General features: G+C 60.3%; 20 protein-coding genes. 9 read left to right on the top strand and 11 right to left on the bottom strand.

Annotation, left to right across the window (positions count from 1 at the left end):
- Positions 1-12: 12 nt before the first annotated feature.
- The 11 genes from HHL24_RS00645 to tssB all read right to left on the bottom strand — a co-directional run bounded on the left by HHL24_RS00645 (position 13) and on the right by tssB (position 15,219).
- Positions 13-3,984: an ImcF-related family protein gene (locus HHL24_RS00645; RefSeq protein ID WP_169483451.1), complete on the bottom strand. Its 3,972-nt coding sequence runs from the start codon at positions 3,982-3,984 to the stop codon at positions 13-15.
- Positions 3,981-5,225, bottom strand: a complete 1,245-nt coding sequence (locus HHL24_RS00640) for a hypothetical protein (RefSeq protein ID WP_169483450.1) — start codon at positions 5,223-5,225, stop codon at positions 3,981-3,983. Before HHL24_RS00640 ends, HHL24_RS00645 begins: the two co-directional genes overlap by 4 nt.
- Positions 5,226-5,483 carry a PAAR domain-containing protein gene (locus HHL24_RS00635; RefSeq protein WP_169483449.1) on the bottom strand — a complete coding sequence of 86 codons (258 nt, stop codon included), beginning with the start codon at positions 5,481-5,483 and terminating at the stop codon, positions 5,226-5,228. It abuts the gene before it with no gap.
- A gap of 52 nt (positions 5,484-5,535) precedes the next feature.
- Positions 5,536-6,210, bottom strand: a complete 675-nt coding sequence (locus HHL24_RS00630) for a hypothetical protein (protein WP_169483448.1) — start codon at positions 6,208-6,210, stop codon at positions 5,536-5,538.
- Positions 6,211-6,350: 140 nt separating this feature from the next.
- Positions 6,351-7,145: a hypothetical protein gene (locus HHL24_RS00625; protein WP_169483447.1), complete on the bottom strand. Its 795-nt coding sequence runs from the start codon at positions 7,143-7,145 to the stop codon at positions 6,351-6,353.
- Between the two features lie 90 nt (positions 7,146-7,235).
- Positions 7,236-7,574, bottom strand: a complete 339-nt coding sequence (locus tag HHL24_RS00620) for a glycoside hydrolase family 19 protein (RefSeq protein WP_169483446.1) — start codon at positions 7,572-7,574, stop codon at positions 7,236-7,238.
- Positions 7,571-8,116: a hypothetical protein gene (locus HHL24_RS00615; RefSeq protein ID WP_169483445.1), complete on the bottom strand. Its 546-nt coding sequence runs from the start codon at positions 8,114-8,116 to the stop codon at positions 7,571-7,573. The genes HHL24_RS00620 and HHL24_RS00615 overlap by 4 nt, the downstream gene beginning before the upstream one ends.
- Complete coding sequence (locus tag HHL24_RS00610; protein WP_169483444.1) at positions 8,113-10,599, bottom strand: glycoside hydrolase family 19 protein; 2,487 nt, start codon at positions 10,597-10,599, stop codon at positions 8,113-8,115. The genes HHL24_RS00615 and HHL24_RS00610 overlap by 4 nt, the downstream gene beginning before the upstream one ends.
- Positions 10,600-10,607: 8 nt before the next feature.
- A complete protein-coding gene (locus tag HHL24_RS00605) occupies positions 10,608-12,950 on the bottom strand; it encodes a type VI secretion system Vgr family protein (protein WP_230417281.1) in 2,343 nt (780 codons plus the stop codon).
- 92 nt (positions 12,951-13,042) lie between these two features.
- Complete coding sequence (gene tssC / locus HHL24_RS00600; RefSeq protein WP_169483443.1) at positions 13,043-14,632, bottom strand: type VI secretion system contractile sheath large subunit; 1,590 nt, start codon at positions 14,630-14,632, stop codon at positions 13,043-13,045.
- 74 nt (positions 14,633-14,706) lie between these two features.
- A complete protein-coding gene (gene tssB, locus HHL24_RS00595; RefSeq protein WP_169483442.1) occupies positions 14,707-15,219 on the bottom strand; it encodes a type VI secretion system contractile sheath small subunit in 513 nt (170 codons plus the stop codon).
- A 572-nt stretch (positions 15,220-15,791) separates the two neighbouring features.
- On the opposite strand from tssB, the gene tssK reads away from it, so the two are divergent.
- From tssK to HHL24_RS00550, 9 genes are all read left to right on the top strand, one after another.
- Positions 15,792-17,141, top strand: a complete 1,350-nt coding sequence (gene tssK, locus HHL24_RS00590; protein ID WP_169483441.1) for a type VI secretion system baseplate subunit TssK — start codon at positions 15,792-15,794, stop codon at positions 17,139-17,141.
- A gap of 14 nt (positions 17,142-17,155) precedes the next feature.
- A complete protein-coding gene (locus tag HHL24_RS00585) occupies positions 17,156-17,896 on the top strand; it encodes a DotU family type IV/VI secretion system protein (RefSeq protein ID WP_230417280.1) in 741 nt (246 codons plus the stop codon).
- Positions 17,896-19,626, top strand: a complete 1,731-nt coding sequence (locus HHL24_RS00580; protein ID WP_230417279.1) for an OmpA family protein — start codon at positions 17,896-17,898, stop codon at positions 19,624-19,626. Before HHL24_RS00585 ends, HHL24_RS00580 begins: the two co-directional genes overlap by 1 nt.
- Before the next feature lie 118 nt (positions 19,627-19,744).
- A complete protein-coding gene (locus HHL24_RS00575; RefSeq protein WP_169483439.1) occupies positions 19,745-20,230 on the top strand; it encodes an Hcp family type VI secretion system effector in 486 nt (161 codons plus the stop codon).
- A 131-nt stretch (positions 20,231-20,361) separates the two neighbouring features.
- The gene (gene tssE, locus HHL24_RS00570; protein ID WP_169483438.1) at positions 20,362-20,784 is read left to right on the top strand and encodes a type VI secretion system baseplate subunit TssE; all 423 of its coding nucleotides are present in this window, start codon (positions 20,362-20,364) and stop codon (positions 20,782-20,784) included.
- Between the two features lie 119 nt (positions 20,785-20,903).
- Positions 20,904-21,659 carry a DUF3348 domain-containing protein gene (locus HHL24_RS00565; protein ID WP_169483437.1) on the top strand — a complete coding sequence of 252 codons (756 nt, stop codon included), beginning with the start codon at positions 20,904-20,906 and terminating at the stop codon, positions 21,657-21,659.
- A 10-nt stretch (positions 21,660-21,669) separates the two neighbouring features.
- The gene (locus HHL24_RS00560; protein ID WP_169483436.1) at positions 21,670-24,024 is read left to right on the top strand and encodes a DUF802 domain-containing protein; all 2,355 of its coding nucleotides are present in this window, start codon (positions 21,670-21,672) and stop codon (positions 24,022-24,024) included.
- Positions 24,021-24,668, top strand: a complete 648-nt coding sequence (locus HHL24_RS00555; protein WP_169483435.1) for an OmpA family protein — start codon at positions 24,021-24,023, stop codon at positions 24,666-24,668. Before HHL24_RS00560 ends, HHL24_RS00555 begins: the two co-directional genes overlap by 4 nt.
- Positions 24,661-25,359, top strand: coding sequence for a DUF2894 domain-containing protein (locus HHL24_RS00550; RefSeq protein WP_329606559.1), 699 nt, complete (start codon positions 24,661-24,663; stop codon positions 25,357-25,359). The genes HHL24_RS00555 and HHL24_RS00550 overlap by 8 nt, the downstream gene beginning before the upstream one ends.
- Positions 25,360-25,431: the final 72 nt, after the last annotated feature.

Here is a 25,431-nt window from a genome sequence, read left to right as displayed (position 1 = left end):
CACCCGTTGACCTCAGTAAGCAAATGCGTCGGACTGCAGATAATTCGCGCTGGTCAATCCCGCTGTCGGCCGGCTGCCTCGGGGCGGTTTCGACTCGGACAGCGGTTTGCCCTCGAGGGATTCGGTGGACGTCGCCGTCACCGCCGTCGCCGCCGTCACCGCCTCGCTGGCTGCGGGCCTCGCCCGGCTTTCCGTGGCTTTGGGCGTGACCGGCTGGGTCTGTTTCGGTGCACTGACCGTTGCGGCCGGACGGGCGCTTGCACTCATAGAGACGCTGTCGGTATCGCCGGCCCGGCTGGTGCCGCCTAGCCAGCCAGAGGGGAGCGGCACCTCGGCAAGCCTGGCGGATTCCAGCATCGCTGCAGGCAGTGGAGGGAGTCCGCTGAGTGCCTGCTTCTGGGCGCCGTTTGGCGACCCCGTCAGGAAAATGCGCTGCGGCAGGGAGAAATGCCGGAGGGCCAGCATGTCGAGCGGCCCCGCGCCGGCTTCGCTGCGTAGTTGCACCTTCAGTGGGATGCCCTGGCTCAGGCCCCGCGAGGGGGCTTCTTTCAGGGCGTCCGGCGTCCAGGCAAGCAGATAGCGAGCGTTGTCCTGTGGCGTGACCGTCGCGCGTTCGAGCAGCCGGATGAGTCCGAAGCGGCCTTGTGTATCGAGGGCCGAGCGCAGGCCACCCTCCTGCGTCTGCCATTCGATGCGCGAGATGTTCTCCAACGTATCGCCCGGCCAGATGAACGGCGTCCACTCTTCCTTCTGGTTGAAGTAATGCAGTTCCCGGCCCAACAGCACGAACTTCGTGTCGGTGACGCCCGGTGTCGACACTGGGCGCAGCTCGAAACGCACGCGCGCATCGCCGGATGGAAAGAGCGAGGTCGACACGCGCATGAGCGTGTTCAACGCGCTGAGGAAAGTCGGGTCGATCGTCAGCGAGTTACGGCCCGATCCCTGTGCGGTGACCCAGCGATCGCCCTGCCGCTCGACGACGCCCGCCAGTTGTGTCGTGACGAACTGGCTAATCACGCCACTGTCGGGGCGCATGAAGCGGGCCATTTCCGGCAGTGATGCGTCGTTGTCGGAGTCGGCGAACGGGTAGCGGCCGCCGAAATTCCGGTTCCAGTCGGCGAGAATGCCGCTGCGCCAGGTGTCGTTCAGGCTCGATGCCGCCGGCTGTAGCACGACCTGCCACGTCTGGTCGAGCGGCTGCTGGAACAGGTCACCGAAACCCGCCCATTGCTGGCCGAGGCTCGCGGCCACCCGGCTTGCGTAGTCGCGGCTGTCGGCGATGTCGGAGGTTTTGCCCTGCAGTACGGCCTGGGCTGCCGCGCGTGACATTGCGTCCGGATCATTGCCTATCATGATCTGCTGTAGCCTGAGGCGCATCGCGGTTACGCGTTCCATGTAGCGTGGCACGCTGAGTTCGCTCGTGGCGGCCGCTTGTGTTGCGGCCGTGGCGTTGCCGCTGGTGTTGGCGGGTCCAGCCAGATCGCTGCCCGCCAGGCGCAGGAGCGGGCCGAATGCGGAGGCGAGCGGTGCGGTGTTCTGCGGCTGGGTTGCCTTCGATGGGTCCTTTGCACCCTCGGAGGATCCGGTGGCGCCGACCAGTTGCTGTGCCTTGTTGATCAGCGTGTCGGACAGAGACTGAGTGGTTGCGCCTGCGCCAGCCTGATAGACGACGACGTTCATGAGCGATGCGAGCGGTGAACGCTGTGGGTCGGCCAGCAGCGTTAACTGGTCGACGGTGCCCGAAAGCGTCGAGGCGGGTTGCCAGCGGATGCTGTTGAGGAACTGCTCCCATGCGCGGGCGTAGTCGTCGAAGTAGCGCTGTTGCAGTTCGGCTTTCAGAGATGGGGTTGGGGTTGTGCTGGTTCGGGTGCCCCCAAGTAAAGCTTGCTTAGGTGCGCGCCCCAAAGGGCCTTCCTTCGGGGAGTCTGACAGCACCCAGTCGCCCGTAACGGTGCGCTGTTCGCTGGCCTCGTCGATGGCCTTTGAGATGCGCTCGTCCCAGGCCGCGCGCGTGAAAACGCCAGGTAGGGTGGCCGTTGTGTTGAAGAGGCCCCGGCTGCTGGTGTCGCCGAGCAGTGTGGCGAGCGATACCGGCGGATACTTCGGCTTTGCCTCCTCGAGGATCTGCTGATAGATCGTATCGGTCGAGTTCTGGATGCCGCGCACGCCAATCACCGTCTGACGTGTTGCGTTGACAAGTCCCGCGTCCGGAATGATCGCAAGCGCCAAGCCGTTGGCCGCGACGCGTTGCCCGAGGTGGTTCGCGTAGAACGCGAGCAGGCGCTGGCGCAAATCCTGCCACGTGCCCTCGCTCAGGGTTGAATTGATCGGTCGCTCAGGCGCGGCGGTCGCGATGAGTTGCGGAGTGAGGAATTTCGGGTCGGCGTGGTCAGGCTTTGCGAGCATCAGGTACGTCTTTAGCGTGTCGTACGCTGACTTGATCTGTGCATCCCCTCCGCTTGCAATTTCCGCATCCGAAAGCGATCCGAGTTGTCGCAGCCGTTCCTCGAGCCTCGTGCGGATCGGAGCGACGACAGTTCGAGCGGCCGCGTTCTCATAGCTCGGCCACAGCGCTGCGAAAAGCGCCGCGTCGCGGTTCAGGCCGAAGCGGGTGTGCCACGGTGCGCCGTCGTGCTGATGGACTTCGAGGGTGTCGATCTGCTTTTGCAGGGTGTCGAGGGTGAGCGCGGCTTGCGTGGGGTCCCGTAAGGTCGAGAGTTTCGTCGCGGTGTCAACGTCTGCCTGGATCGTCGACCTGTTTGTGAATCCCGAAAGCATGGTGCCGGCGATCCATAGTCCGACGAGTGCAGTTGCTATCCATGCAGCGGTAGTCGAGAGGGAGAAGCCGACGCGGCGGCCGTGGATGCGGCGGCTATGCTCGGCGATCGTCTGCCAGACGCCACGGGGGATGTCCTGTTCCTCAGCGTGGCCCTGTGCGACGGCAGCGGTCTCAGCTTGCGCCGTTCCGCCCTCACCCGGTGGAGCTTCAGAAGCCGTTGCAGTACGCTCCTTGGACAGGGGCGCAAAGAGCAAGCCATGTACGGCACTGCGCCAGATGCGCGACTGGCCAATCTGCACGACCAGGTCGGACAATGACTGCTCGTGTTGCGAGATGTGATGGGACAGCTCGCCCGCATACCGGTCTGACGGATTATTCATAAGACGCACGACACCGGCATCGGCGAGATCGGTCGAAAGCGCACGCAATGAGCCATTGATGTCGTCCGGGCGGGTCCGCGCGTTTGACCATGTGCAGCCGATTACTTCGTCTAGGCTGGTGCTGTCGATGTCGAAGTCCGTGGCGTTCAGCAGATAGGCCGGCGCAGCCCAGCGCAGTGCACGGGCGTGGCGGACCAGGCGCTGGGCGAGGCTTTCGCCATCGAACGGTTGCTTGCCGGCGGTCCGCGCCTCGACCACAGCCACGATCGCATCGGCGGGACGCTGACGCCGCAGCCGGCGAATCTGGTCGAGCCAGGCGGTATCCAACTGGTCGCCGGTCTGTTTCGCGTAGAGCAGGACAGTGTTGCCCGAGATAGTGTAACCGCGGCGCACGAGGCCAGGTGCAAGGCGCTTGACGATCGACTCATCCCCAGCGATCACAACCCGCCGATCCCGATGTTGCCAGCGCCACCCGTGACGCTCGCGAAGCACATTGCGCAGGGCATCAAGCCGCCCCAAATCCCCTTCTTGCGACGGCGTGATTTGTCCAGCGACACCGTGAGCTTGCCGTTTCCGATCGTACTGCGCGAGCCACCTCACTGCCCGCATCGAAGCGATCCACAACACGACAGCCTCGAAGTACTTCACGAGAATGATTGATACAAGCCAGCACGCTACCAGAACCAACTCGATGATGATCCGTGTATCGAGCGACCATCCCCGTCCGGCACCCTCGACCCAAACGGCAATGCCCAGCGCAAGGAAAACAATGGCATTTGCGATACCGATGAAGATCGGCACAGGCTGTGGCTTGTATTCATTCATAGTTGCTTTCTGCACACGAGGGCGATCATGTCGCTACCTTCTTGAGTGAGGACGAGTTGAGGATCGCCTGTGACTGACGCATGTTCCGCAGCGAGTGCGGCCGCAAGCCAGGCACCCGCGCCGTCGCATGTTCCAACCGTTGCCCCGAGATCAATCCATTGCGTCTGCTCGTTGAGTTGAGGCGATGACCTAACCGAACGCACGAGCTCTTCCGAGAGGCCGTGACTCCATATCGTTTTGATGTCAGTTGATTCAGCCTGCCCCCAACGCGCGGCAAGTTCGAGTGGCTTGCTCACCGCGTCTGACGCTCCGATAGCCGGGCGATGCAAACGTGGCGACGTCCCGTTTGCAGGCATGTTCCGGACAATGCGAGGGTCGCCCAGCAGCAGCGCAACGCCCGTCTCGGCGACGCCCTCCCGCAACCGTTCGCTGACCGCTCTACGCAACTGGATCGCTATCAGCAAATGCGCCTCGTCCGGCTTCAGACGGTCATGCCACGCGTCCGCCTGAAAGAGCGATAAGTGCTCTCCACTCGCATTGACCGTCACTCGTAGAGCCGGCACCCTGGTTGAAATCTGCTCCTGCAAGCGGGAGCGCACGTCCGTCAGTTCCATTTCCGAGCGTATGCGCAGATCGACCTGCACGGCGGTGCGACCAGGAAGCGCGGCCAGTTCTGTAGCAATCCTGTCGATTAACCTGTTCAGAAGCCAGTCGGACACCAGCCGATGACGCGCGTACTCGGTGAGTTCATTTCCAGCGTAGAACGGCTTATCAGTGATTTCCAGCCACCGTGCCTTGACATCGAGCCCCGGCACTGCGCGGCTGGATCGAGTGTCCATCTTCACCGTGCCGTTGAGCAGTCCCTCGATGTCGTTCTCCTGATCGTCGCAGGAAAAACACCAGGCATGTCCGAGCACCGCGAGAGGCACGCTGGCCAGCGTATGGCATTTCAATTCCTCATTGTCGCTAATGCGATTGTTCGCTATGGCTCCGCTGCGTCGTCCGTACACATATCCGAGACAGCAACACAGCAGGAGTGCGCATGCGAGCAACGGATAGCCGATGACGCAGAACCAGAACCAAACGGTGTTCGTCGGCCTTCCCGCGGGCCACACAAATATCGCCAGCGCAGCGCCCAGGCACATAACCACACCGAGCAGGACAGCCCAGAGAAGCTTTGACGGTCGAGGAGGTTCCGGCACCGCGACCCGTGGTGGCACCCTTCCAAAGTCAATTGGCATCTATTGGACCGTCGCTCGGGCTGACGTAGCGATGAGGACGCTGCCGCGTTGGGTTCGATCACCGTCCCGTGAAACTGGCACGCTGGCGTCTGTCATGCTCTCGCCGCCCTTGACAATTTTGTCGTCGCCGTGGATAGGGCACGACACGATGTCGCCAATCCGCGCCGCCCGGCGACCTTTGATCTTGATGCGGTCGGAACCGCTGAGGATCTTTCCGCGGTGGATCGTGCTGTCGCCTTCGTAGGCTAGGTTCTTCATTACAAAGTGCTCAGGAGAAGTTGATCTTGAATTTGATGACGCATCCCTGTAATTAATTGCGGCCATGGAAATTAGATAAAGCGCGTTTCACATCGGCGGCAGTCTTATATAGAAACTTTGACTGTCGCCAATTATCGTAGCCGTCTATACCCGTCAGCTCATTATCTTCGGCAATTTTCTTGTTCTCTTTCAAAGAACCATCATTGCTTTTCCTGTAAGCATAGACTTGGTAAAGCGTCCCGTATGCACCCTCACCTCGGTTGTTTATAGCCCACGAGACGATCGCAAAGAGATTGATTTCTCCATCTAGTTTGTAAAAAAATAGAGATTCAACCGTCGGGACAGATCCTTCTATCGAGTATCTAGCAAACTCTGACTTTTTGCATAACCCGCTATCAACCAGGTTGTACACGACCAAGACGATAGGATAGTCACCATCTCTCCTCTCAATGGCAACAACAGAATTTTTTGATATCTGCGACGCCTTAAATATGTTGCGATCGTTTTGAGCCGCATGGCATTTCGCCCGCGCATCAGAAGCAAAGAAGATGGCACTTAAAGAAAAAATAATGAAATAAACAATTATTAATTTCATGAAAAACACGCTGCGCCTCGTCAAGTGGGAAACCAACAAGCGGTCAACGTCGTTAAATGCGATTTTTTGTGTTTGAATACCCATTATCACCATCGCCACCCTTTCTCGTAACGGCACGAACACTACTGGCATCCACGCAACAGTCCTTTACAACTCCAAATTATTGGTGAAAACGCTATTATTTAGACCGTTGATCGATGGCGATGCAATCAGGGCATCAGCTTCGCCCCTGAACGTAAAGCTCTTGCGTGAATCTCATATAACATCAGTCACTAATCTATCTTTTTTTCCTGCGCATCAATATCAAGTGCACTACACATTAACCACATCTCTAGTGGTTTCGCGCCTCCGGAGTAGTGAACCTGGCACCATCCCGCTGTAACTTTGTCAACGATGGCTCGGTCCCCTCCGACCAGGTATTTCCTTGTCTTATCTTTAACATTAGGGCCTTCAAACAGATAGCTTTTACTTTTCAATCTGACAGGGATAGGTTGCTCCCTACTCATCAGCGAGGCGAAAGGAGAATCTATTGCCTGCCGAACGTCATTTCTTGACTGATAAGGAAATTTATACGTTACCCTTTGCCCGTCTGATAGCCAGCTGTAGTCGGCCCCGAACCAATTAGAAGCGTGCTCATCCCGCTGCAGGGCGTTTTCCATCGCGTCAAAGACGGAAACCGAATAAAATTTACCAGACGAATTTGGCTCCACGAGAGATTCTCGTATCTCCATGGAATGGATCACGAATATTTTTTCTTGATGATCGCGACCAACACTCGATGAAAATGCGTCAACAATTTCACCGGGTGTATCTTCATAAAGAAGACCCCGCCCTTCCGCCTTCACGGGGACATTTCCATTGTAAATATAATATAAAGAAATCGCATCGGCACCGATCGGCGCCCTGGCCTTAGGGTCCAAGACCGGCTCCTGAACAAAGCAGATAGTTCCATTCTTTATGCTTAGCGGCAAATAACTTTGCCGGCCATGGATATCGGCACATGTACTCTCCGCACACACCGAACCACTTATAAAAACGATCGACATAAAAGGCCAGTGCTTAGTCATCAGTACATCCCGACGAAAAATCTTGATTAAATATGGAAGAAATTTCTCTTTTGAACTGCTGCCGTTCTGGAAGATTTTTGTATCCCGAATTTATCGGACGGGTGACCTTCTTAACCCCTCGTCACCGATGGCAGTCGGATTATCGGCAATCGAACCAATTCCTCTGTCATTCCAGAACCATAATCCAGTTTCTATAATAACCAGCGGGTTATTTTCAACAAGTTCTGGCTGACTATCAATAGGATACCCAATCGTCTGCGCACAGCGTCTGTAGGATTCGTAATGAGTCAACTGACGCGGGCCACGACCGCGGAAGTCTTTGCCAGGTTGTTCGTTTGTGCCAAAACAGGGCTCTCCATAGGCAGAGTCATTCACGATCAAATGATCTTGAATCCATGCTATTTTTGGCGCGGGAGTTGCAAAGCTCATATGTAGCCCCATTCAAGGAGCTGACGCTTTACAGCTGATGCGTTCCTATATCTGTAAGTTACTGACTGTCCTTCGCGCGTACCATCGAAGCCAACGCCGAAGCGTTTGGTCAGTCCGGTATCCCGCCGCAACTTCGCCAACGCCCCGCGTTTCTCGATCCGTTCGTCGTAGGCAAACACCTGATAAATGCTTCCCCCGGTTCCTATCGATGGACTGTCAGAGGGCCAGGCTACTATGATGAAAAGTTTCTTCGGTTTTTTTCCATTCACGAATACGCTCTTGATTTCCGGAGTAGCCCCGCCCTCTGCCTCATACAAATCAACGAAAACACCCCCTGTTTCTGCAACACCTGTTATATATGCGCCTACCCCATCTCCATCCTGGCTCTGCTCCGAACGGAACTCTATGCTCGCCCCACCACCCAAAAATGGGATTCGGTAGCTCTGCTGTTCGGCGGCGCTCGATATACCGGACCAAAACAGGGCGAGAGTCAAACTCAGGATTAACATTCGCACAACAGTTGTTAGAACATGTTTTCTCATTGGCCAACCTCCCTGAAAATTCCGGTGTTCCATATGGCGTGAAAGTTGTTTTTCCGAGCGCCGTAGCTGTCCGTGTGAAGATTAATAACCGCCGTTATCTGATCGACTACGTTGTCTGTGTGTCCCGTGTCTGCGATCTCCGGCAGATGATTGGCAATCCAGAAATAGATCGCCGAACGAACCGCATACCGCATTTCTGATACCAAGTCAGGGTTAGCGATAAAATTGACATCATCGCCAGCCCACAAAGTAGGATAGAAACTCTGGAAGCCACCATAGTTGGCTCTTCCAGTAAGTTGCTTGAACCCTCTGCCTCTGTACCGCCAACCATCGCCACTCTCCACAGAACCATTTCCGATTTTGTGTGCGTAGGCACGGTTTGCAATAGGTTCTGGCTGCGCCGCGTGCGACGCGGTTTTTCCGTACAACTCAGCTTCGCTCGTATGTGCTGAGAAATACGAAAACTTCTGTGACAACACGTCCGACCGATAGTTGAGGTTCTCCGACGTGTTAAGACTGGTGCCCGCCTCTTGCCGGATTTGGGCAAAGAAGTGCGACAACCGAAGTGGCGAACCAAGCTTGTAGTCGCCGAGGCGGGGATTGAGTTCATCCGCCACAATCTGCAACTGATCAGTCGATGCCTGTGTGAAGACGCGCCTAAGCATTTCAACGGTGATCTTGCCCGGGACACGAAAAAAATTTGCCACCAACCCGATCGGATGAATATGAAAGACATCCGACGCAGGCAGGTCAGTCGGGCCAGCCTCGACGGCATCCCACCAGACAAGCTTCTCGATACGTTGCTGCTCCGCCTTGTGCTGCGGCTGAGGCCCAGTCTGCGTTTCGATCTCTGCGACAAGCTGTTTCCACTTGCCCGGATTAGCCCATTCACTCTCGTGCTTGACGATCAACCTCGACATCCGCAACGCGATCCACGGATGATTCGCCGCGTCGCAAAGCCGGCCCGCAGCCTGACTACGGTCGCCCGTCAGGCCCAGCGCCTGATAAATTGACTGCATCAACGGGCTCAGTTTGTCGAGCGACCCCGCGTCCGGCACGGGCGCGCCGCTTGCATAGTCGACGTATCCTTTGGTCGTCGCAAACATCGTATGCGTCGGGTCGTGCGCATCTTCCAAGGTCTGGAAGTCCACCCACTTCTGCGCAAACTCACGCGTCACCTTGCCACCGGCGAAGCTCTGCTCGCGCACCCATCCGCTGATGTCGTTGCCCAGTGCGTCCGCACTGTCGACTTTCCACCAGTTCAGTTTCTGCCCGTCGCTTTCCGCCGTGGCCTCCTTGGATGGGTTCCCCGGCTGCCGGGCCAGTTCGGCAAGCGAGGCCACCTGAATCACGCCGGTTTGCTTTGGATTCTCGCCAGGCTGGTTGGCCGCCAAGTACAACGTTGTCGACCGATCGACACGCAGGATCGTGGGATCCTTGGGTAACCCAAGCTGCTGCCATGCCAGTTCGTGTGCCCCGTTATCGGCAATCCACTTTTGCCCCTGCGTGATAAACGACTTGATGCTGTCGTCACAGAACACCTCAATGTGGACCATGCGGTTTGAGGTCTGCTGACTCAACGAGTCGTAGCGACCCAGATGACCGATCAGGTCACCTGCATTGATGTGAACCGGCGTGGTCGGCACCACCACGCAATCGAGCGACGAGTCCGGCATGATTTCCTCGACAACGGGTCCGCCGTTTTCCTTGCCCAGGAAAACCCACGCGTTGATCGCCGTATCCGGATTGACATATGCGCCCACCGTAGGCGCAAACATCTGGGCCCCGTGAGTATCCTTTATCTGCCCCCAGTCCTCTTCACGCTTGCTCAGGCTGAACTGTGCCCCCTGCGGCAGGATGCCGAGGATCGTGCCATGGTGCTTTGTCACACGAACCCTTAGCCCTTGCTGTCCAGCGGGCGCCACCTGACCGTTCGGACTGGCATGAGGCTTGTCCATCGCGAACCCAGTGACCTTGAACTCCGTCGACCAGTACGCAGGTTTCGGCAGAGACGTATCACTCTCATAGCCCGCCAAATCCTGCAGGTGCATATACAGTGTGAAAAACTTCAGCGTGGTGCCTCGCGGAAACTCCATCGTGTGACGTACCAGCGCAAACCCCGTGCTGTACGGTGCGCTGATCGCCGGCTTGCCGTTCTGCGCAGGAATTTCGCTGACCAGGTAAGTGCGGTTGAGACGCCAGGCAACTACTTCGCCCTCGGTAATGCTTCGCAAGCCATGTTTCAGGTCCAGAAATTGACCCGCTCCGGCCTCAGTAACATGAATTCCACCATGCCACATGCCCTTGCCGCTGACCGAATAGGAGCCCGACGGTTCCTGTGCCAATGCTTTGTAAAAATCGTGCTCATCGGTAAATTCAGTGGATGAGCCCGCATTGCCTTGCCCCTTCTTGCGAAACGGAAACACAAAGCCAAGCTGCTTCAACCGAGCGCTGGGCGAATTCGGCGGTGTCGTATTTGCCATGATTGCGCCTATTCAGAGAACCCGAAGTTCATATCTCCCTTCACATCCTTGAGGGGTGCGTCAGACCAGTTGGGGAACGTGAAATTGCCACCCGCAGGGTCGACGGTATTCAGGTTGCCCCTGACTTCGATTTGCCCAGTAGGACTCGCGATCTCAATCTTCCCGTTGGCAATCTTCACGTAGGCACCAGAGCCGTCACCCAGCGTGATGCCCTTCGAACCGGTAATGATCACTTCGCCCGTTGATGAACTGACTGCAACGTTCTTGAGCGCCATCAGTTCCATCGCATCGCCTTGCGCCTGGACCTGCACCTTGCCTTTGGCAGCGAATATCCGGATGCCGAGCTGCGCGGCAAAGAGTGAAATCGCTTCGCCCGCTGCTGCGGTGATGCGCTTGAACACACCAATGTCCAAGCCGTCTCCCGCTGTCACGAACATCTGTTTGCGAGCGGCCAGTTGCATGTGCTGGCCACTCGTGATGCCTACGCCCTCCGGGGCGCTGGCGACGATGACGGGTCTCTGAAGGCTCGTGAGCTTCTGCTCAATGAGCACGCGCTGCTGATCGATCTCGGCAAGCCACGCCTTTGCCGCATTGGCCGAGTCATGCAGGGAACGCATCATGTCCATGGCCTGCCGGAGGGTGACATCCGCGTCTGCCATGTCGAGCTGTTGGCCGGATGCATTGGGTTGCGCCTCGGCGCTGACCAGCACGCCCTTCGCGCCGCGCATCGCCACATGTCCATCGGCGCGCAACTCCGCGCCCTGCCCCCGTTCCTCGCGGTCGCCATCGACCATATGCCCCAGATTCAACTCGCTGGTCTGGTACGGCGTGGTCAGATGGATATGCTCGTTACCCTCCTTGTCCTCCATGCGCATCTCATTCTGCGCAACGGTACGGATAAGGTTGCGGGTGTGGTTCAGGTTGTTGACCAGATCCGGATGCAGGCTGTCGTGCATCGCCCCGATAATCACGGGTCGATCTGGATCGCCGTAGGTGTGAATAATCGCCACCTCCGCGTCGTCAATCAGCGGGAAGTGATGACCATAGTTGCCACCGCTGTACGGCTTTGCAAGCCGCACGGGCCGGCTGGTGCCACCCGGACTCCAAGTGTCCAGGTCAAACGGCAGCTTGATCACATACCAGCCTTCCTCCGTCAGATACGCCCGCGTGTAGTTTCCGGGCGATGTGATGCGTGCCGGCAGGATGCCGTCGATCACCGGTCGTTTGGCCGGATCGACCGGCGTGCGCCAAACGCGATCAGACGGAATCGCGGTAAACGAATTCGAATACGCCTGCCTGCGGCCACCACTGGACGAGACAGAGACAATGAAAAGCCCGTGCGGTGCGTCAGCGAGTTGCCTGTCAAGGTTCAGCACCTCACCCGCCTCAAGCGCAAACACATTGCCCGCGCCATCGAAGGTAATCTGCTGCGCCAGATGCGCCTCGTGACGCAACTGCGCAATGCGCCGCCCCTCCTGAGGCGTCTCGTAATGCTCGCCCCATCGGTAGTCGACCGCGTTTGTGGTCTTGTCGTCACGCGCCGCGTTCTGCTCGACGAGCAGCGACACACCAGCCTTGCGATGGTTGTAGTCGTTCAGCTGGATCGCCTCGGGCACGCGGCGCATGTGGCGCTCAATCGACTTGGTGGACTCGGCCCCTGAGTTGGTCAGCCCGGCATGGCGCCGGAACGGCACGACGCGCTGCTTACGGGCATACGCATCGAGGTCGTCGCCAAAGATGATGACCTCGTGGTCCTTCGCCTGCTCAAAGCGGAACCAGATGCCTTCGTCAGCCGCAATCCGCTGGATGAAGGCGAGCGTCGTTTCGTGGTACTGGGTGATGTACTCATGACGCTTGTACTGCGCCCGCAGGTTGAACTTGAAGTCAACGCCTTCGCGATACCCGTAGTGCTTCAGCGTGTCAGTGATGATTTCCTGCACCGACTGTTTCTGGAACAACCGGCTAGTCACCGTGCGGGCAAGATCAGCTAGTCGTGGCTCGATGAGCAACCTGTAGCGCGTCTCATCGGCGGACGTATCCAACTGGTCGAACTGCGTCACGATGCCGTGAACGGTGCGCGCAGGCGGCATTTCACTGAACTTCGACGCGTTCTCGCCAAACATCTTGAGGAGATAGTCGGCGTTCGGATCGATGGGGTCGATCACGAACTTCGCAGGTCGCCCGAGCACCTGATCCATCGGAATATCGGCGACGGCACTCGTGAACTCAATGTCGTAGGAATACAGCCGGCTGACACCTTCATCACCTTCGAACTTCAACACCGAGAACGGCGCCGGGTGTGGCGCGAGTTTGACCTCGTAAGCCTGCGACGGCAGAACCATGGACCCCATCAACGACTCCCTTGAACACGTGTGACGTCAAAGACAGCGAAGCCGGGACGCGTGCGTTCGCATCCCGACGTGCTACACGCAGATACAGCCGATCAGTTCTTCGCCTTGGGCATCTGCGACACCAGCGACAGACCGATGTCCATCCCCTCCACCTGGAAGTGTGGGATGACGAACAGCTTGATGCGGAAGAAGCCGGGGTTGTCCTCGATGTCTTCAACCGCCACCTGCGCCTCACGCAGCGGATGCGACGCCTGCAGTTCGTCGCCCGGGTCCTTCATCTCGGTCACGAGACCCTTGACCCAGTTGTTCAGCTCGAGCTCAAGCAAGCGGCGATCCTTTGTCATGCCAATGTTTTCGCGCTGGATCAGCTTCAGGTAATGCGCGATGCGCGAGAGCAGGAAGATGTACGGCAGGCGCGCGTTGATCCGGCTGTTCGCGGTCGCGTCCCTGGTCTCGTACAGTGCCGGCTTCTGAGCCGAGTTGGCCGAGAAGAAGCAAGCGAAGTCGTGATTCTTGTAGAACGACAGCGGAATAAAGCCGAGGTTGGCGAACTCGAACTCGCGCGTTTCCGGGATCAGTACTTCCGTTGGAATCTTCGGCTGATAGCCCGTGCCGAGGTCATACAGGTGAACCGGCAGGTCCTCGACCTTGCCACCCGCCTGCGGGCCGCGGATCTGCACGCACCAGCCATTGCTGGTGAAGCTGCGCACCATGTTGGCGGCGAACGCAAACGATGCGTTGACCCACAGATAGCGGTCGTGGTCCGGTCCCTTCACTGCCTCTTCATAGTTGAACGCACGCACCGGCGTCGTGTCCTTGCCGTACGGCAGACGGCCCAGCACGCGCGGCATCGTCAGCCCCACGTAACGGGCATCGTCCGTATCGCGAAAGCTTTTCCACTTGATGTACTCGGCCCGGTCGAAGTAGTTGCCGATATCCTGAATCGCGGCCACCTCTTCCATCGACTGCTTGCCGAAGAACGCCGGTCCGACGGAGCCGATGAACGGCATGTGCGCGGCGGCGGCCACCTTCGAGATATTGCGCAGCAGACCGATATCCTGCGGGGAGTTCGCGAACTCAAAATCGCTGATCAGTGCGCCGATCGGCTGGCCACCCGGGGTGTCGTATTCCTCGATGTACGTGAGGCGATACAGTCCGCTCTGGATGAGTTCCGGCGTGTCCTCGAAGTCACGGATCAACCCATCCTTCGAGACATCAAGCACTTCGATGCGTGCATTTTTACGGAAGGCCGTGCGGCTCACGAGCATTTTGAGGCCGCGCCAACGTCCTTCCAGCGCCTGGAATTCCGGCGTATGCATCACGGCGTCAAGCTGACGGCTGATCTTCCGGTCGAGCTGGCCGATGTGGAAATCGAGCAGCGATTTGTCCAGCCGGTCGACCGGCTTGCTCGCCTCACCCACCAGTTGCAGGAAAGCGCTCATGCCCCGCGCCAACCGCTCGTCGGCCGACGACTCGGAGAGCAGGTCGTTATCCCGGAACGCTTCGAGCGGACGCGCCGCGCTGACGGGCTTCAGGTTGATCTTGCTGCACAGCGATTCATAGACGCTGTTGCTATTCCCCGCCCGAAGGGCACTTCCTTCGGGGCGCGCGAGGACTTCCATATGGGCATCGAGCACAACCGCCTCGGTCGTGCCGCCTTGCTGGGATTCGTTACGTGACATGTTGGATCCTCTCTGCCGTCCCACCGGGACGCGCGTTGCTCGTTGTCCGGAATGCAATGAAGGCCGTCCCGGCCCTACGCATGGCCTTCTGGCTGCGTGGCCGCCGTAGCGATCTGTGCAAGCTCGCCGCGCAATTGCCGGGAGAGTGCGTTGTCCTTCAGGATCTTCTCGAACTCGCGGCGGAAGGTGCCGTTGTCGAGCAGGTTCGACTTCAGGTCGCGCAGCAGATTGCGCATTGCAAGCAGCGGCTGTAGTTCGGGAATCTGGCGTGCCACCTGCTCCGGTTCAAAGTCTTTTATCGACCTGAAGCTGAGGGACACCGGAAGCTCGGAGCCGTCCTTGGCGAGCGTGTTTTCGGCGTCCACATTCAGTTGCGGCGCCAGGTCGGACAGGACAGCGTCGAAGTTGTTCTTGTCGATATTGATCTTCTTGCGCTCCGCGAGCGGCGCCTGCTCCTTGCCCGCGCTGAAGTCCCCGGCGACGAGCAGCTTGAGGGGCAACTCGACCTTCTTCTGTGCGCCGCCCGTGTGGAGATCCAATGTGATTGAGACGCGAGATTTCGGAATTTCGCGCTGGAAGCTGTCCATTATGTAGTCCTTTATAAAAGGATGGTCACCGTGGTATCGCAGATACGCGCTCCATGCAATGCGGTATCCCTTCGTCCCTCCCTGGCGGCAACCGCATTCCGCTTTCGAATGACGCTTTCAGGCACCCCATCGCGCGGCCTTCATTTATGCGATTGTTTTTAGTTCGACCCGCATTAAACACGGAATTCAACGATCAAGTCAAAGAATCCGTTATTTAATTACCACGACCTTAATTTATTCTGCCTAGTTGAAACATTCGAAAAATGAGATTAATTAAGAGCACTCTCATAATCACCACAAAAAATTACAGTTTTCCCGCATCAACAAAAATTAACGAGATCCCTGCTAGTCATAGATATGCCGATCAGACAAGTCACAACTTCAGCAAACCAATTAAGAGATAGTCATTTTGAATTAATGCGTACCGTTTACTTGATCTATATCAAGTAAACGAGAAATTTTCGCCACCCCACCATTCAATATCAAAATCTCTTTCGAGGGGTATCCCGGCGTGATTTATCGCGTATAGAATCCGCAACCCAGACCAAAGATAATCAGAGAAGACCACACTCATGCGGATCGACAAACCGCTCTGGCACGAAGGACTGATCCTCAACCAGCAGCAATTCCAGCAGCAGGACCAGTGGACGGACTTCGTGCACCGGCAGTTCGCTTCTGTCGCGATCGCCGAGCCGTGGGGCACGCTCGAGGTAGGGATTGACGAGGAAGCGCTGCCCAACGGACGCCTCAAACTCACGTGCCTGAAACTTCGTTTTCCTGACGGTACGCTGTTCAACACGTCAGTGAGCGATGCACTGCCTTCTGCACGCGATCTGACGCAAGGCCTGTCACCGGATACGCAAAGCGTCGTGGTGCTGGCAGCCCTGCCGCTCATGAACGCCACGGGCAGCAACTGCCGCTTCGACGAGACGACGCTCGCGCGGCCCCGTCGCTCATATCGGGAGTTTGTGAAGGTCACCGATCTGAACGGCACGGGCGAGGCGGAAATCGCCGCCGAACGTCACTCAGTACGCCTGCTGTTCGACTTCGAGCAGCACGCAGATGACACGGTCTGTGCAATCGCCCGTCTTACGCGCGGCACGGGCGGTCATTTCCAGACCGACCACCGTTACGTGCCACCGTGTCTGACACTCGCGGGCCATCCCCTGCACGTCGAACGAGCGAAGCGCCTTGCCGACATCCCGCAGGCGAAGAGCGCCGCACTAGGTGCGCGCAAAAGCGAGCGTATCGAGGCCGTTGCGGAATACGGCGTCGCCGACGTGTCGCTGTTCTGGCTGCTGCACTGCGTTCACACCTACTGGCCACAGCTTCGGTTTTTCGCCACGCACCCGAGCCAGCCGCCCGAGCGCATCTATTCAACACTCGCCCAACTGGCTAGCGTGCTGATGACGTTTTCGACCGGCGTGCAACTGAACGAGATCCCGACGTACGACCACGCGCGGGCCGACGCGATTTTCGCGAAACTCGAAACGATGATTCGCGACCTGCTCGACTCGATCATTCCGTCGCGTGTGATATCCATCGGACTCACGCGCAAAAGTCCCACCACATGGACGGGCCAGTTTCTGGACGAACGGCTCGTCGCCGGCGCGGATTACTACCTGTCTGTCAACGCATCGGTCGCGCCGTTCGAACTGGTCGAGCAGTTGCCCAAGCTGTGCAAGATCGGCGCGCCAGACGACGTCGAGCACATCGTCAATTCCGCGCTTGCGGGCATCCCGCTCAAGGCGGTCCAGCGTGTGCCCGCCGCGATTCCTGTACGTCTCGACAACCTGTATTTCTCACTCGACCCGAGCAATCCGGCGCACGCGAGGATGGTGGCCGCCCGCGCCTGCCAGATCTACCTGCCAACCTCAGTGGCGGATCCGTCGCTTGAACTCTACGCGGTACTGCGCTCATGACGACGATCAGTAGTATGAAGGAATTCCAGTTGATGGATGCCCAGCCTGCCGCCAGCCGCGTAGCCGGCGGCGGTATTCGTGACCTGCTGCGTGACACGGCACTCCTCGTCAGCATGCTCAGGCAAGGTGGCAAGACCGAACCTGTAGAGCAGTTGCGCCAGCGCTGCATGCAGTTGATGGCGGCGTTTTCCACTGCTCTCGAGCAGCGCGGCTTTGCAGCGGACGTGCGGGAGGACGCCCTTTACGCCCAGTGCGGACTGCTCGACGAGGCGGTGTTGCGCTGTCCGTCAATAGACGACCGGGCCAGCTGGGAAGCTCACCCGTTGCAGGTCGAGCGTTTCGGCAAGCTAGACGCCGGCGATCACGTCCTTAACCGGCTCACGGAACGCATGCGTGAGTCGTCACCCAACGTCGATCTGCTCGAGTGTTATGCCGCTATCCTCGGACTCGGTTTCATGGGGCGCTATGCATCCTCCACGGGGACTTCCTTCGGGACGCGTGATGGGGACGCGAAGCGCGCGACGTTGATTGCGGCGCTCAATGCCCGGCTGGAAAAGCTGCGGCCTGCCGTCACACGGACGTTTATCGCCGACCGCACCGGACGACGTGTTGCGGACTGGTTCTATCGCCTCTCGCCTTGGGGGCTCGCTGGACTCAGCTGTATCGCTGCCGGGCTCGTCCACCTGATCTGGGGCCAGGCGCTCAGTGCGCAGCTCGCCCATCTGGTGACCTCGGCACCCGCCATGAAGCCGTGATGTCCGATCTGCGTGTGGGGTATCCGTTTCGCGCGATGGTCATTTTTTCGGCCGTGCTGGCGCTGGCTGTGTTGTTTCTGATCCTTCCCGTCAGCCGTGGCGTGGCGTGGACGGTCGCCGTAGGTATCGCGCTGCTTACGCTTGCCGCGGTTGCGCTTCGTACGTTGCAGCGCAATCGGGCTCGCGAACAAAGCGCGCATGTACTGGCGGCGCTCGGCACGGCGACCGCCGATCTGCCGGTGAGCCTGCGCACGCGCATGCCGCTTGCGCTGGTCACGGGAGATTCGCTCGTCCAGCTATTTAACCGCGGAGCTGACGAAGAGCGGCTGGCGCACATCGGCGACGGTGCGATCTGGCTGCGGGTCAACAACCCACGCGACCTGCCACGGATCGGTGTTGCTGTGAAGCAGTGGCGCGACGGACGCGCACCCGATGGCATCGTGCTGTCTATCTCGCCAGCCTTGCATGCGAGCGAAGACGCGTTGACACAGGCACTGCGCGTTGCCCGTCAGGCAGTGAGCGACACCTCGCGAATGCTCGGCACAGGGCTCCCGGGCTACATCGCAATCTACCAGCGGCTTACCGCGACGCCCGCTGCTGCTGTGGGCCTGCAATGGTACGGGGTGTCGTCAACAACCCGGCTGACCGACGCCCCGAAGGAAGTCCCCCCGGGGGACGCGCACCGTTTCGAAGCCGTGATGCAGGCAGCCGAATCGCAGGTCCACCAGGCCGGAGGCGATCCTGTTGCCGCAGCGCGTGCGGCAGCGCTTGCATCGGTCATCGGCTGGACACAGCGCGTTGTGCTCGGTCCGCTCACCGACCGGTCGCAACCGGCGACGCCCTGGGCGCTTTTCGGTCTGGGCTGGATTGATTGCGGCCCGGCGAGTGACCCGCGCTCGCCATGGGCCACGGACGTACACGCGCGATCGGGAATCATGCCGCCGCCGATGGACGCGTCGCCCGCGCCATGGCCACTGCCCCAGCCGGTAATCGAAGCCATGCCCCGGCGACTATGGGTGTCGCCTCGCCTCGCTGCCTTCGCTCACGCGATCGCCCTGCTCGCTTGCGCCGGAGCCGTGGCTATCTGGGGTTCCGCAAAAAATAACCAGACATTGCTCACATACATCGGCGCCGATCTCGGCCGGTTCTCGATGATTCCGGCGGAGCATGACACCGCGCGCCGCGACGCCTTGAAGGCAATCGTCGCTGATCGCGACCAGATCGACTATTACGCACGGCTGGGCGTGCCCATGCGCCTGTCGTTTGGCATGTACCGTGGAACGCTTCTCATGCCCGTACTCAACGATGCGATCGCCTCGTATCAGGCGCCGCCTCCGCCGCCCGCAGTGGTGACGCTCGACAGCATGTCGCTCTTTGACAGTGGCAGCGCACAGCTCAAGCCGGGGTCGACCCGCGCGGTGGTCGGCGCACTTGAAATGATCAAGGCCCACCCGGACAAGCGGATTCTGGTCGCCGGCTACACCGACAACGTTGGCAACGCCAACAGTAATCTGAAACTGTCAATGGCGCGTGCTGGCGCGGTACGCGACTGGCTAGTCGAAGCGTCGGGTATTCCGGTAATGCAGTTTGCAATCCAGGGCTACGGCGACACCCGCCCGATTGCGGATAACGGTACGGACGCCGGACGTGCGAAGAACCGGCGCGTCGAGATCACGCTAGTGCCGGAGGCACCAAAGGATGTTCCCGCTGAGCGCTCGCCCCGCACCTGAACAGGACACGAGCACGCCGCTCGACACAGTTCGGACCCAGAGCATGGCTTTGGGGCATTCGCGGTCCGGGGCTCGACTCCGGACGATTGTTGCAGTCAAAACGAAGGAGAAAGAAAAAATGGCAATTCCGGCATACATGTGGATCAAGGACGATGGCGGCGCCGACGTCAAGGGTTCCGTTACGGTACAGGGCCGGGAAGGCAGCGTTGAAGTCGTCGCGCTCGATCACGGCGTGAGCATTCCAACCGATTCCAATAGCGGCAAGTTGACCGGCACGCGCGTGCATGACCCGATTACCTTCACGAAGGAAACCGACGCCTCGACGCCGTACCTCTACAAGGCGGTGACGAGCGGCCAGACACTGAAGTCGATCGAAATCAAGTGGTACAAGATCGATGATGCGGGCAAGGAGAAGGAATACTTCAATACCAGGCTCGACAACGTGAAGGTGGTGGCGGTCAAGCCGAAGATGCTCGACATCAAGAACCCGGCCTACGAGAAGCACAACCACCTCGAAGACGTCGAACTGCGCTACGAGAAGATTACGTGGTCGTACAAGGACGGCAACATCATTCACGCCGACAGCTGGAACGAACGCTCGTAAGCGTTATCCGAGAGGCTGCACGGACCACCTGATCGCTCAAGGTCAGGGACTGCGTCGCTCCGTTTCGCCAGTCCGCCGTGTACGGGCTGGCGCTTCTTATTCACGCCCGGAAATATCTGAAGGAGTGCGTGATGCCAGTTGGCCCTTCTCTGTATGACAAGCTGCTTGGCCAGATCGGTGGTCAGCCGCTGGATGCCTACGACGACAGAACACTTGAGATCCTGAGCGTCCAGCAGAACATCCGCCGCATTCTCAACGCACGGGCGGGCGCACTCAAGCACCTGCCCGACTACGGACTGCCCGATCTTACGAACATCTACAAGGCGCTGCCCGCTTCGGCGCATCGGCTCAAGCAGCAGATGGAAGCGACGCTGCTGGTGTACGAGCCGCGTATCCGGTCGATCGACGTGGTGTACATCGACAACCCCGATCCGGGCGTCCTGGTGAGCTATGAAATGACGTGTCACCTGAAGAAGGCCGGGCTGGTACGGTTTGGAACGTACTTCGAGCCGCCGGGCCGCATGCGCGTGCAGCGGATTCAGGGGGAACGCTAAGCCGGGCCAGCAGGCGAAATGAGTTGAAAGGAAGGTGGTTAAAGATGGCCTAATGCATTGTCCTGGGCATCCCCCACCCCGTCGGCGTGTAAACTGCTGACTTTTTTGACTCTGGTGGTATGGTGCAAGTCCCACAGCGCACAGCTTTCAGCGGCCCGGCGCTCATTCGCTTACTTGCTCGCCTGACGGACGTCGATGTTCCCGAATCCAGCCAATCGCTCTCGGACCGGCTAAGCCAATGGCTCGGCTGGACCGACGCAATCGCGTTGTCCTCGGCGCTGAACAACGCTCCGCCTGCCGTCGCGGCCGGCGCGCGCGCCTTCGGCGACGCTGAAGAGAGCGAGTGCGCCCGCGTGCGCACGTCGCTGGCGAATGCCATCGTCGGCGATAGCATATTTGCCGCCGCGAGGCGCCGCGGGCCTGCGGCGCAAGCGCTCACTCAAGGCGCCCCCGTGGATGCGCCGGTCGATTACGCGGTTTTTCGCCAGCGCTATCTCTCGATGCAACAGACGATGGAGACCGGCATCGGCAACCTGCGCGGCCGCCTGCGGGCCATGTTGGCCGCCAAAACGCCTGCCATGGCCCGGCTCGCGGTGGTGGACGCCGTGATGGAGCGCGCGCTCAGCGAGCGTGAGCGGAGTCTGCTGGCCGCCGTGCCCGGATTGCTCAAGGGGCACTTCGAGCGTTTGCGCCAGGCGGAGCAACAGACGCTGGCCGACGCCGAAGCCTCGGGAGAAGCCGCAACCGCCCCAGCCGCCCCGCCCGGCGCATGGCTGCAAGTGTTCCGTAAGGATATGCAGAGCGTGCTGCTTGCCGAACTGGATGTTCGTTTACAACCGGTCGAAGGGTTGCTCGCGGCCCTTCGCACCAGCTAACTGGGACACTATGTCCAGATATCTCAATCTCGTTGTTTTCCTGGTAGGTCTGGCCGCGGTGTGCTGGATCGGTGCCGGCTATGTCGGCTCGAACCCGTTGGCATTGGCGGTCACGCTGTTGATCGGCGTCTGCTACGTGGCGGGCGCACTCGAACTGCGGCGCTACGGCCAGGCCACTTCCACGTTGGCGCATGCGGTCGCGGGCCTGTCCGGGCCGCCGCCCAGCCTGAACGCCTGGCTTGACCCGCTGCATCCCAGCCTGCGCAATACGGTGCGCCTGCGCGTCGAGGGCGAGCGTGTGGCCTTGCCGGGCCCTGCGCTGACGCCATACCTGGTCGGCTTGCTCGTGTTGCTGGGCATGCTCGGCACGCTCCTCGGCATGGTGGCGACCCTCCGCGGCACCGGCATGGCGCTGGAAAGCGCAACGGACCTGCAGGCTATCCGCGATTCGCTCGCCGCGCCGGTCAAGGGGCTGGGCTTCGCGTTCGGCACTTCGATCGCGGGCGTGGCGACATCCGCAATGCTGGGGCTGCTTTCGGCGTTGAGCCGGCGCGAGCGGATCCATGCCGCGCAGATGCTCGACGTGAAGATCGCGACGACCTTGCGCATCTATTCGCAGACCCATCAGCGCGAGGAAAGCTTCAAGCTACTGCAGCGGCAGGTCGAGGTGATGCCTACCCTGGTCGATCGTCTGCAGGCGATGATGGCGGCCATCGAGCAACAGAGCCTCGCCTCGAACGAACGGCAGATCACCGGCCAGGACGCTTTCCACGGCAAGGCCGAGGCCGCCTATACGCGTCTTGCTGCCTCCGTGGAGCAGTCGTTGAAGGAGAGCGTCGCCGAAAGCACCCGCGCCGCCAGCGCCGCGCTACAGCCGGTCATGGAGGCCACGATGGCGGGTCTCGCGCGCGAGACAGCCTCGCTGCACGACACCGTCACGCACGCCGTGCAGCGGCAGTTGGACGGGCTCTCGAGCGGTTTCGAGGCAACCACCACCACCGTCGCGGACATCTGGAACAAAGCACTGGAGGGGCAGCAGCGGTCGAGCGAAGCGCTCACCCAGCATCTCGGCACGTCGCTGGATCGATTCGCCGAGACCTTCGAGCAACGCTCGGCCGGCCTGCTGGATGGCGTCGCCGCGCGCCTGGACGCAACGGCTGGCAGCGTATCGGCAGCATGGAACGAGGCGCTGGCCCGGCAAGAACAAGTCGGCGAGAAGCTGGCGGGCCACAATCAGCAAGCCTTAGCGGCGGCTGCTGCGACCTTCGAGCAGCACTCGGCTTCCCTGCTACGCGCAGTGGGCCAATCGCATACCGACTTGCAGACGCAATTGGCCTCGCGAGACGAGCAACGACTGGCGGCCTGGACCGAGACCCTCGGCTCGATGGCCACGACGTTGAGCAAGGAATGGGAGCAGGCCGGCGCACACACCGCGAGTCGGCAGCAGGAAATCTGCGACACGCTGGCGCAAACCGCACGCGACATCTCCGCTCAGACTCAGGCACACGCGAGCAGCACGATCGCCGAGATCGACCGGCTCGTGCAAGCGGCGGCGGAAGCCCCCAAGGCCGCGGCGGACTTGCAGGCGGAACTGGCCGCGCGAGACCAGCAGCGACTGGAGGCCTGGACCGCAGCACTCGGTTCGATGGCCGCTACGCTGAGCAAGGAATGGGAGCAGGCCGGCGCACACACCGCGAGCCGGCAGCAGGAAATCTGCGACACGCTGGCGCAAACCGCGCGCGACATCTCGGCCCAGACACAAGCGCACGCGAGCAGCACGATCGCCGAGATCGGCCAACTCGTGCAAGCCGCGTCGGAAGCCCCCAAGGCCGCAGCGGAAGTCGTCGCCGAATTGCGTCAGAAGCTCTCCGACAGCATGGTCCGCGACACCGCGATGCTGGACGAGCGCAGCCGCCTGCTGGCAACGCTGGAAACCCTGCTTGATGCAGTGAACCATGCGTCCACCGAGCAGCGCTCGGCCGTCGACGCACTGGTCGCGACGTCGGCGGATCTGCTGGATCGTGTCGGCACGCGCTTCACCGATAAGGTCGAACTCGAGACCGGGAAGCTGGGCGCCGTTGCCGCGCAGGTCACCGGCAGCGCCGTCGAAGTGGCGAGCCTGGGCGAAGCATTCGGCGCGGCCGTCCAGTTGTTCGGCGAGTCGAACACGACGCTGGTGGCGCACCTGCAACGTATCGAAGCCGCGCTGGACAAATCCCTCGCGCGCAGTGACGAGCAGCTGGCCTATTACGTGGCCCAGGCGCGAGAAGTCATTGACCTGAGCATGATGTCGCAGAAGCAGATCGTCGAAGACCTGCAACAACTCGCGGGCAAGCGGGCCTCCGCGGGAGCTGAAGCGGCATGAGCGAGGAAATCGACGGCGGCGTGGAGACGGCGGCGCCCATATGGCCCGTCTTCGGCGACCTGATGTCGGTGCTGCTGGGCGCCTTCGTGCTGATCCTGGTGGGCGTCATCGGCGTGCAACTGGAACTCTCGACCAGGCTGGAGCAAGAGGTCAAGCAGCGGCAGATGGAAACGCAGCGCCGCAAGACCCTGGAGCAGGCGCTGGCAGGACCGCTGGCAGCGGGCCGGGTGACGCTGGTCAACGGGCGCATCGGCATCAACGGCAATGTGTTGTTCGCGCTGAACTCCGATCAATTGCAACCCGAAGGCCGGGACGTCCTGAAGAGCCTGGCGGGGCCGCTGTCCGCTTATCTCCGGGCCAATGACCAGATCCTGATGGTGAGCGGCTTTACGGATGACCGGCAGGTGCGCGAGGCCAACCGCCGCTTTGCCGATAACTGGGAGCTGTCGGCCCAGCGCGCGTTGACGGTGACCCGTGCATTGATCGATGAAGGCGTGCCCGCCTCGTCCGTATTTGCGGCTGCGTTCGGCTCCCAGCAGCCCGTCAGCTCGAATGCCGACGACCAGGGCCGGGCCAAAAACCGGCGTGTGGAAATAGCGCCGGTCCCAAGGCCGTCGACCGCAACGGTGAAGCCCCGTGAGTAATGTGACTAGTGCGAACGGTGAAGCTGGCGGTGTGACAAGCGGCGCCCGGGCGACGCTCGACGCATGGCGCGAGCGCGGTGCCGATCGTCTGGATCCCGTCCGCTTTCACTTCATCGAGGCGCTGGACAGGCGGGCAGCCGGCCATAGCGGCGCGGCGCGGCGTCTCCTGGACGACAGGCTGTCCAAACTGATCGCTGCCTATGCCGGCGATCTCGAGCGCGCCGCATCCAAGGCTGCCGATGCCGGCACGGCCACCGGCACCGCCGCATCATCCAGCGAACCCGCTCGCGGAGCGCTGGCCACACTGATCGACCACATCGCCAGCCATCATGCCCTAGCAGATGGAAACGACCCCGCAGCAGGTACCGCCGTGCCCCGGCGCACCTCATATCCGGAACTGGAGGCGCTCGAATACTTCAGGGAGACGTGGTCCAAGGTTCGGTCCGAGAAACAATTGCGGCAGTCGCTCAAGAAAGCGCCGGGTAATGCCGGTCCGCTCAACTCGAGCAGCCTCGTGCATCGGTCGCTCTCGCTGATGCGCGAGCTGTCGCCCGGGTATCTTCAGCAGTTCCTGTCGTACGTCGACGCTTTGTCGTGGATGGAGCAGATGAACGGCGGCAGCGCCTTGCCGGCTAAAGATGCGCCGCGCGCCGCGACCATCAGAAAGAGCGCCCGAAGCAAAGCACGTTAACGCGGGGGCAGGTCAGTTGAGGCCCTTAGCGATCACAGTCCGGCCAAAAACAATCCGCCGGTCTGCGCCGTT

Source organism: Paraburkholderia polaris (assembly GCF_012927345.1).
In the GTDB taxonomy this organism is placed as follows: Bacteria; Pseudomonadota; Gammaproteobacteria; order Burkholderiales; family Burkholderiaceae; genus Paraburkholderia; species Paraburkholderia polaris.
Note: the sequence above shows the minus strand (reverse complement) of the source record. Positions and strands in the feature narration are given on the sequence as shown.

Coding starts and splice junctions, on each gene's coding strand:
- HHL24_RS00645 (WP_169483451.1), bottom strand. CDS start 3,984: ATGAATGAATACAAGCCACAGCCTGTGCCGATCTTCATCGGTATCGCA.
- HHL24_RS00640 (WP_169483450.1), bottom strand. CDS start 5,225: ATGCCAATTGACTTTGGAAGGGTGCCACCACGGGTCGCGGTGCCGGAA.
- HHL24_RS00635 (WP_169483449.1), bottom strand. CDS start 5,483: ATGAAGAACCTAGCCTACGAAGGCGACAGCACGATCCACCGCGGAAAG.
- HHL24_RS00630 (WP_169483448.1), bottom strand. CDS start 6,210: ATGCCAGTAGTGTTCGTGCCGTTACGAGAAAGGGTGGCGATGGTGATA.
- HHL24_RS00625 (WP_169483447.1), bottom strand. CDS start 7,145: ATGACTAAGCACTGGCCTTTTATGTCGATCGTTTTTATAAGTGGTTCG.
- HHL24_RS00620 (WP_169483446.1), bottom strand. CDS start 7,574: ATGAGCTTTGCAACTCCCGCGCCAAAAATAGCATGGATTCAAGATCAT.
- HHL24_RS00615 (WP_169483445.1), bottom strand. CDS start 8,116: ATGAGAAAACATGTTCTAACAACTGTTGTGCGAATGTTAATCCTGAGT.
- HHL24_RS00610 (WP_169483444.1), bottom strand. CDS start 10,599: ATGGCAAATACGACACCGCCGAATTCGCCCAGCGCTCGGTTGAAGCAG.
- HHL24_RS00605 (WP_230417281.1), bottom strand. CDS start 12,950: ATGGGGTCCATGGTTCTGCCGTCGCAGGCTTACGAGGTCAAACTCGCG.
- tssC (WP_169483443.1), bottom strand. CDS start 14,632: ATGTCACGTAACGAATCCCAGCAAGGCGGCACGACCGAGGCGGTTGTG.
- tssB (WP_169483442.1), bottom strand. CDS start 15,219: ATGGACAGCTTCCAGCGCGAAATTCCGAAATCTCGCGTCTCAATCACA.
- tssK (WP_169483441.1), top strand. CDS start 15,792: ATGCGGATCGACAAACCGCTCTGGCACGAAGGACTGATCCTCAACCAG.
- HHL24_RS00585 (WP_230417280.1), top strand. CDS start 17,156: ATGAAGGAATTCCAGTTGATGGATGCCCAGCCTGCCGCCAGCCGCGTA.
- HHL24_RS00580 (WP_230417279.1), top strand. CDS start 17,896: ATGTCCGATCTGCGTGTGGGGTATCCGTTTCGCGCGATGGTCATTTTT.
- HHL24_RS00575 (WP_169483439.1), top strand. CDS start 19,745: ATGGCAATTCCGGCATACATGTGGATCAAGGACGATGGCGGCGCCGAC.
- tssE (WP_169483438.1), top strand. CDS start 20,362: ATGCCAGTTGGCCCTTCTCTGTATGACAAGCTGCTTGGCCAGATCGGT.
- HHL24_RS00565 (WP_169483437.1), top strand. CDS start 20,904: ATGGTGCAAGTCCCACAGCGCACAGCTTTCAGCGGCCCGGCGCTCATT.
- HHL24_RS00560 (WP_169483436.1), top strand. CDS start 21,670: ATGTCCAGATATCTCAATCTCGTTGTTTTCCTGGTAGGTCTGGCCGCG.
- HHL24_RS00555 (WP_169483435.1), top strand. CDS start 24,021: ATGAGCGAGGAAATCGACGGCGGCGTGGAGACGGCGGCGCCCATATGG.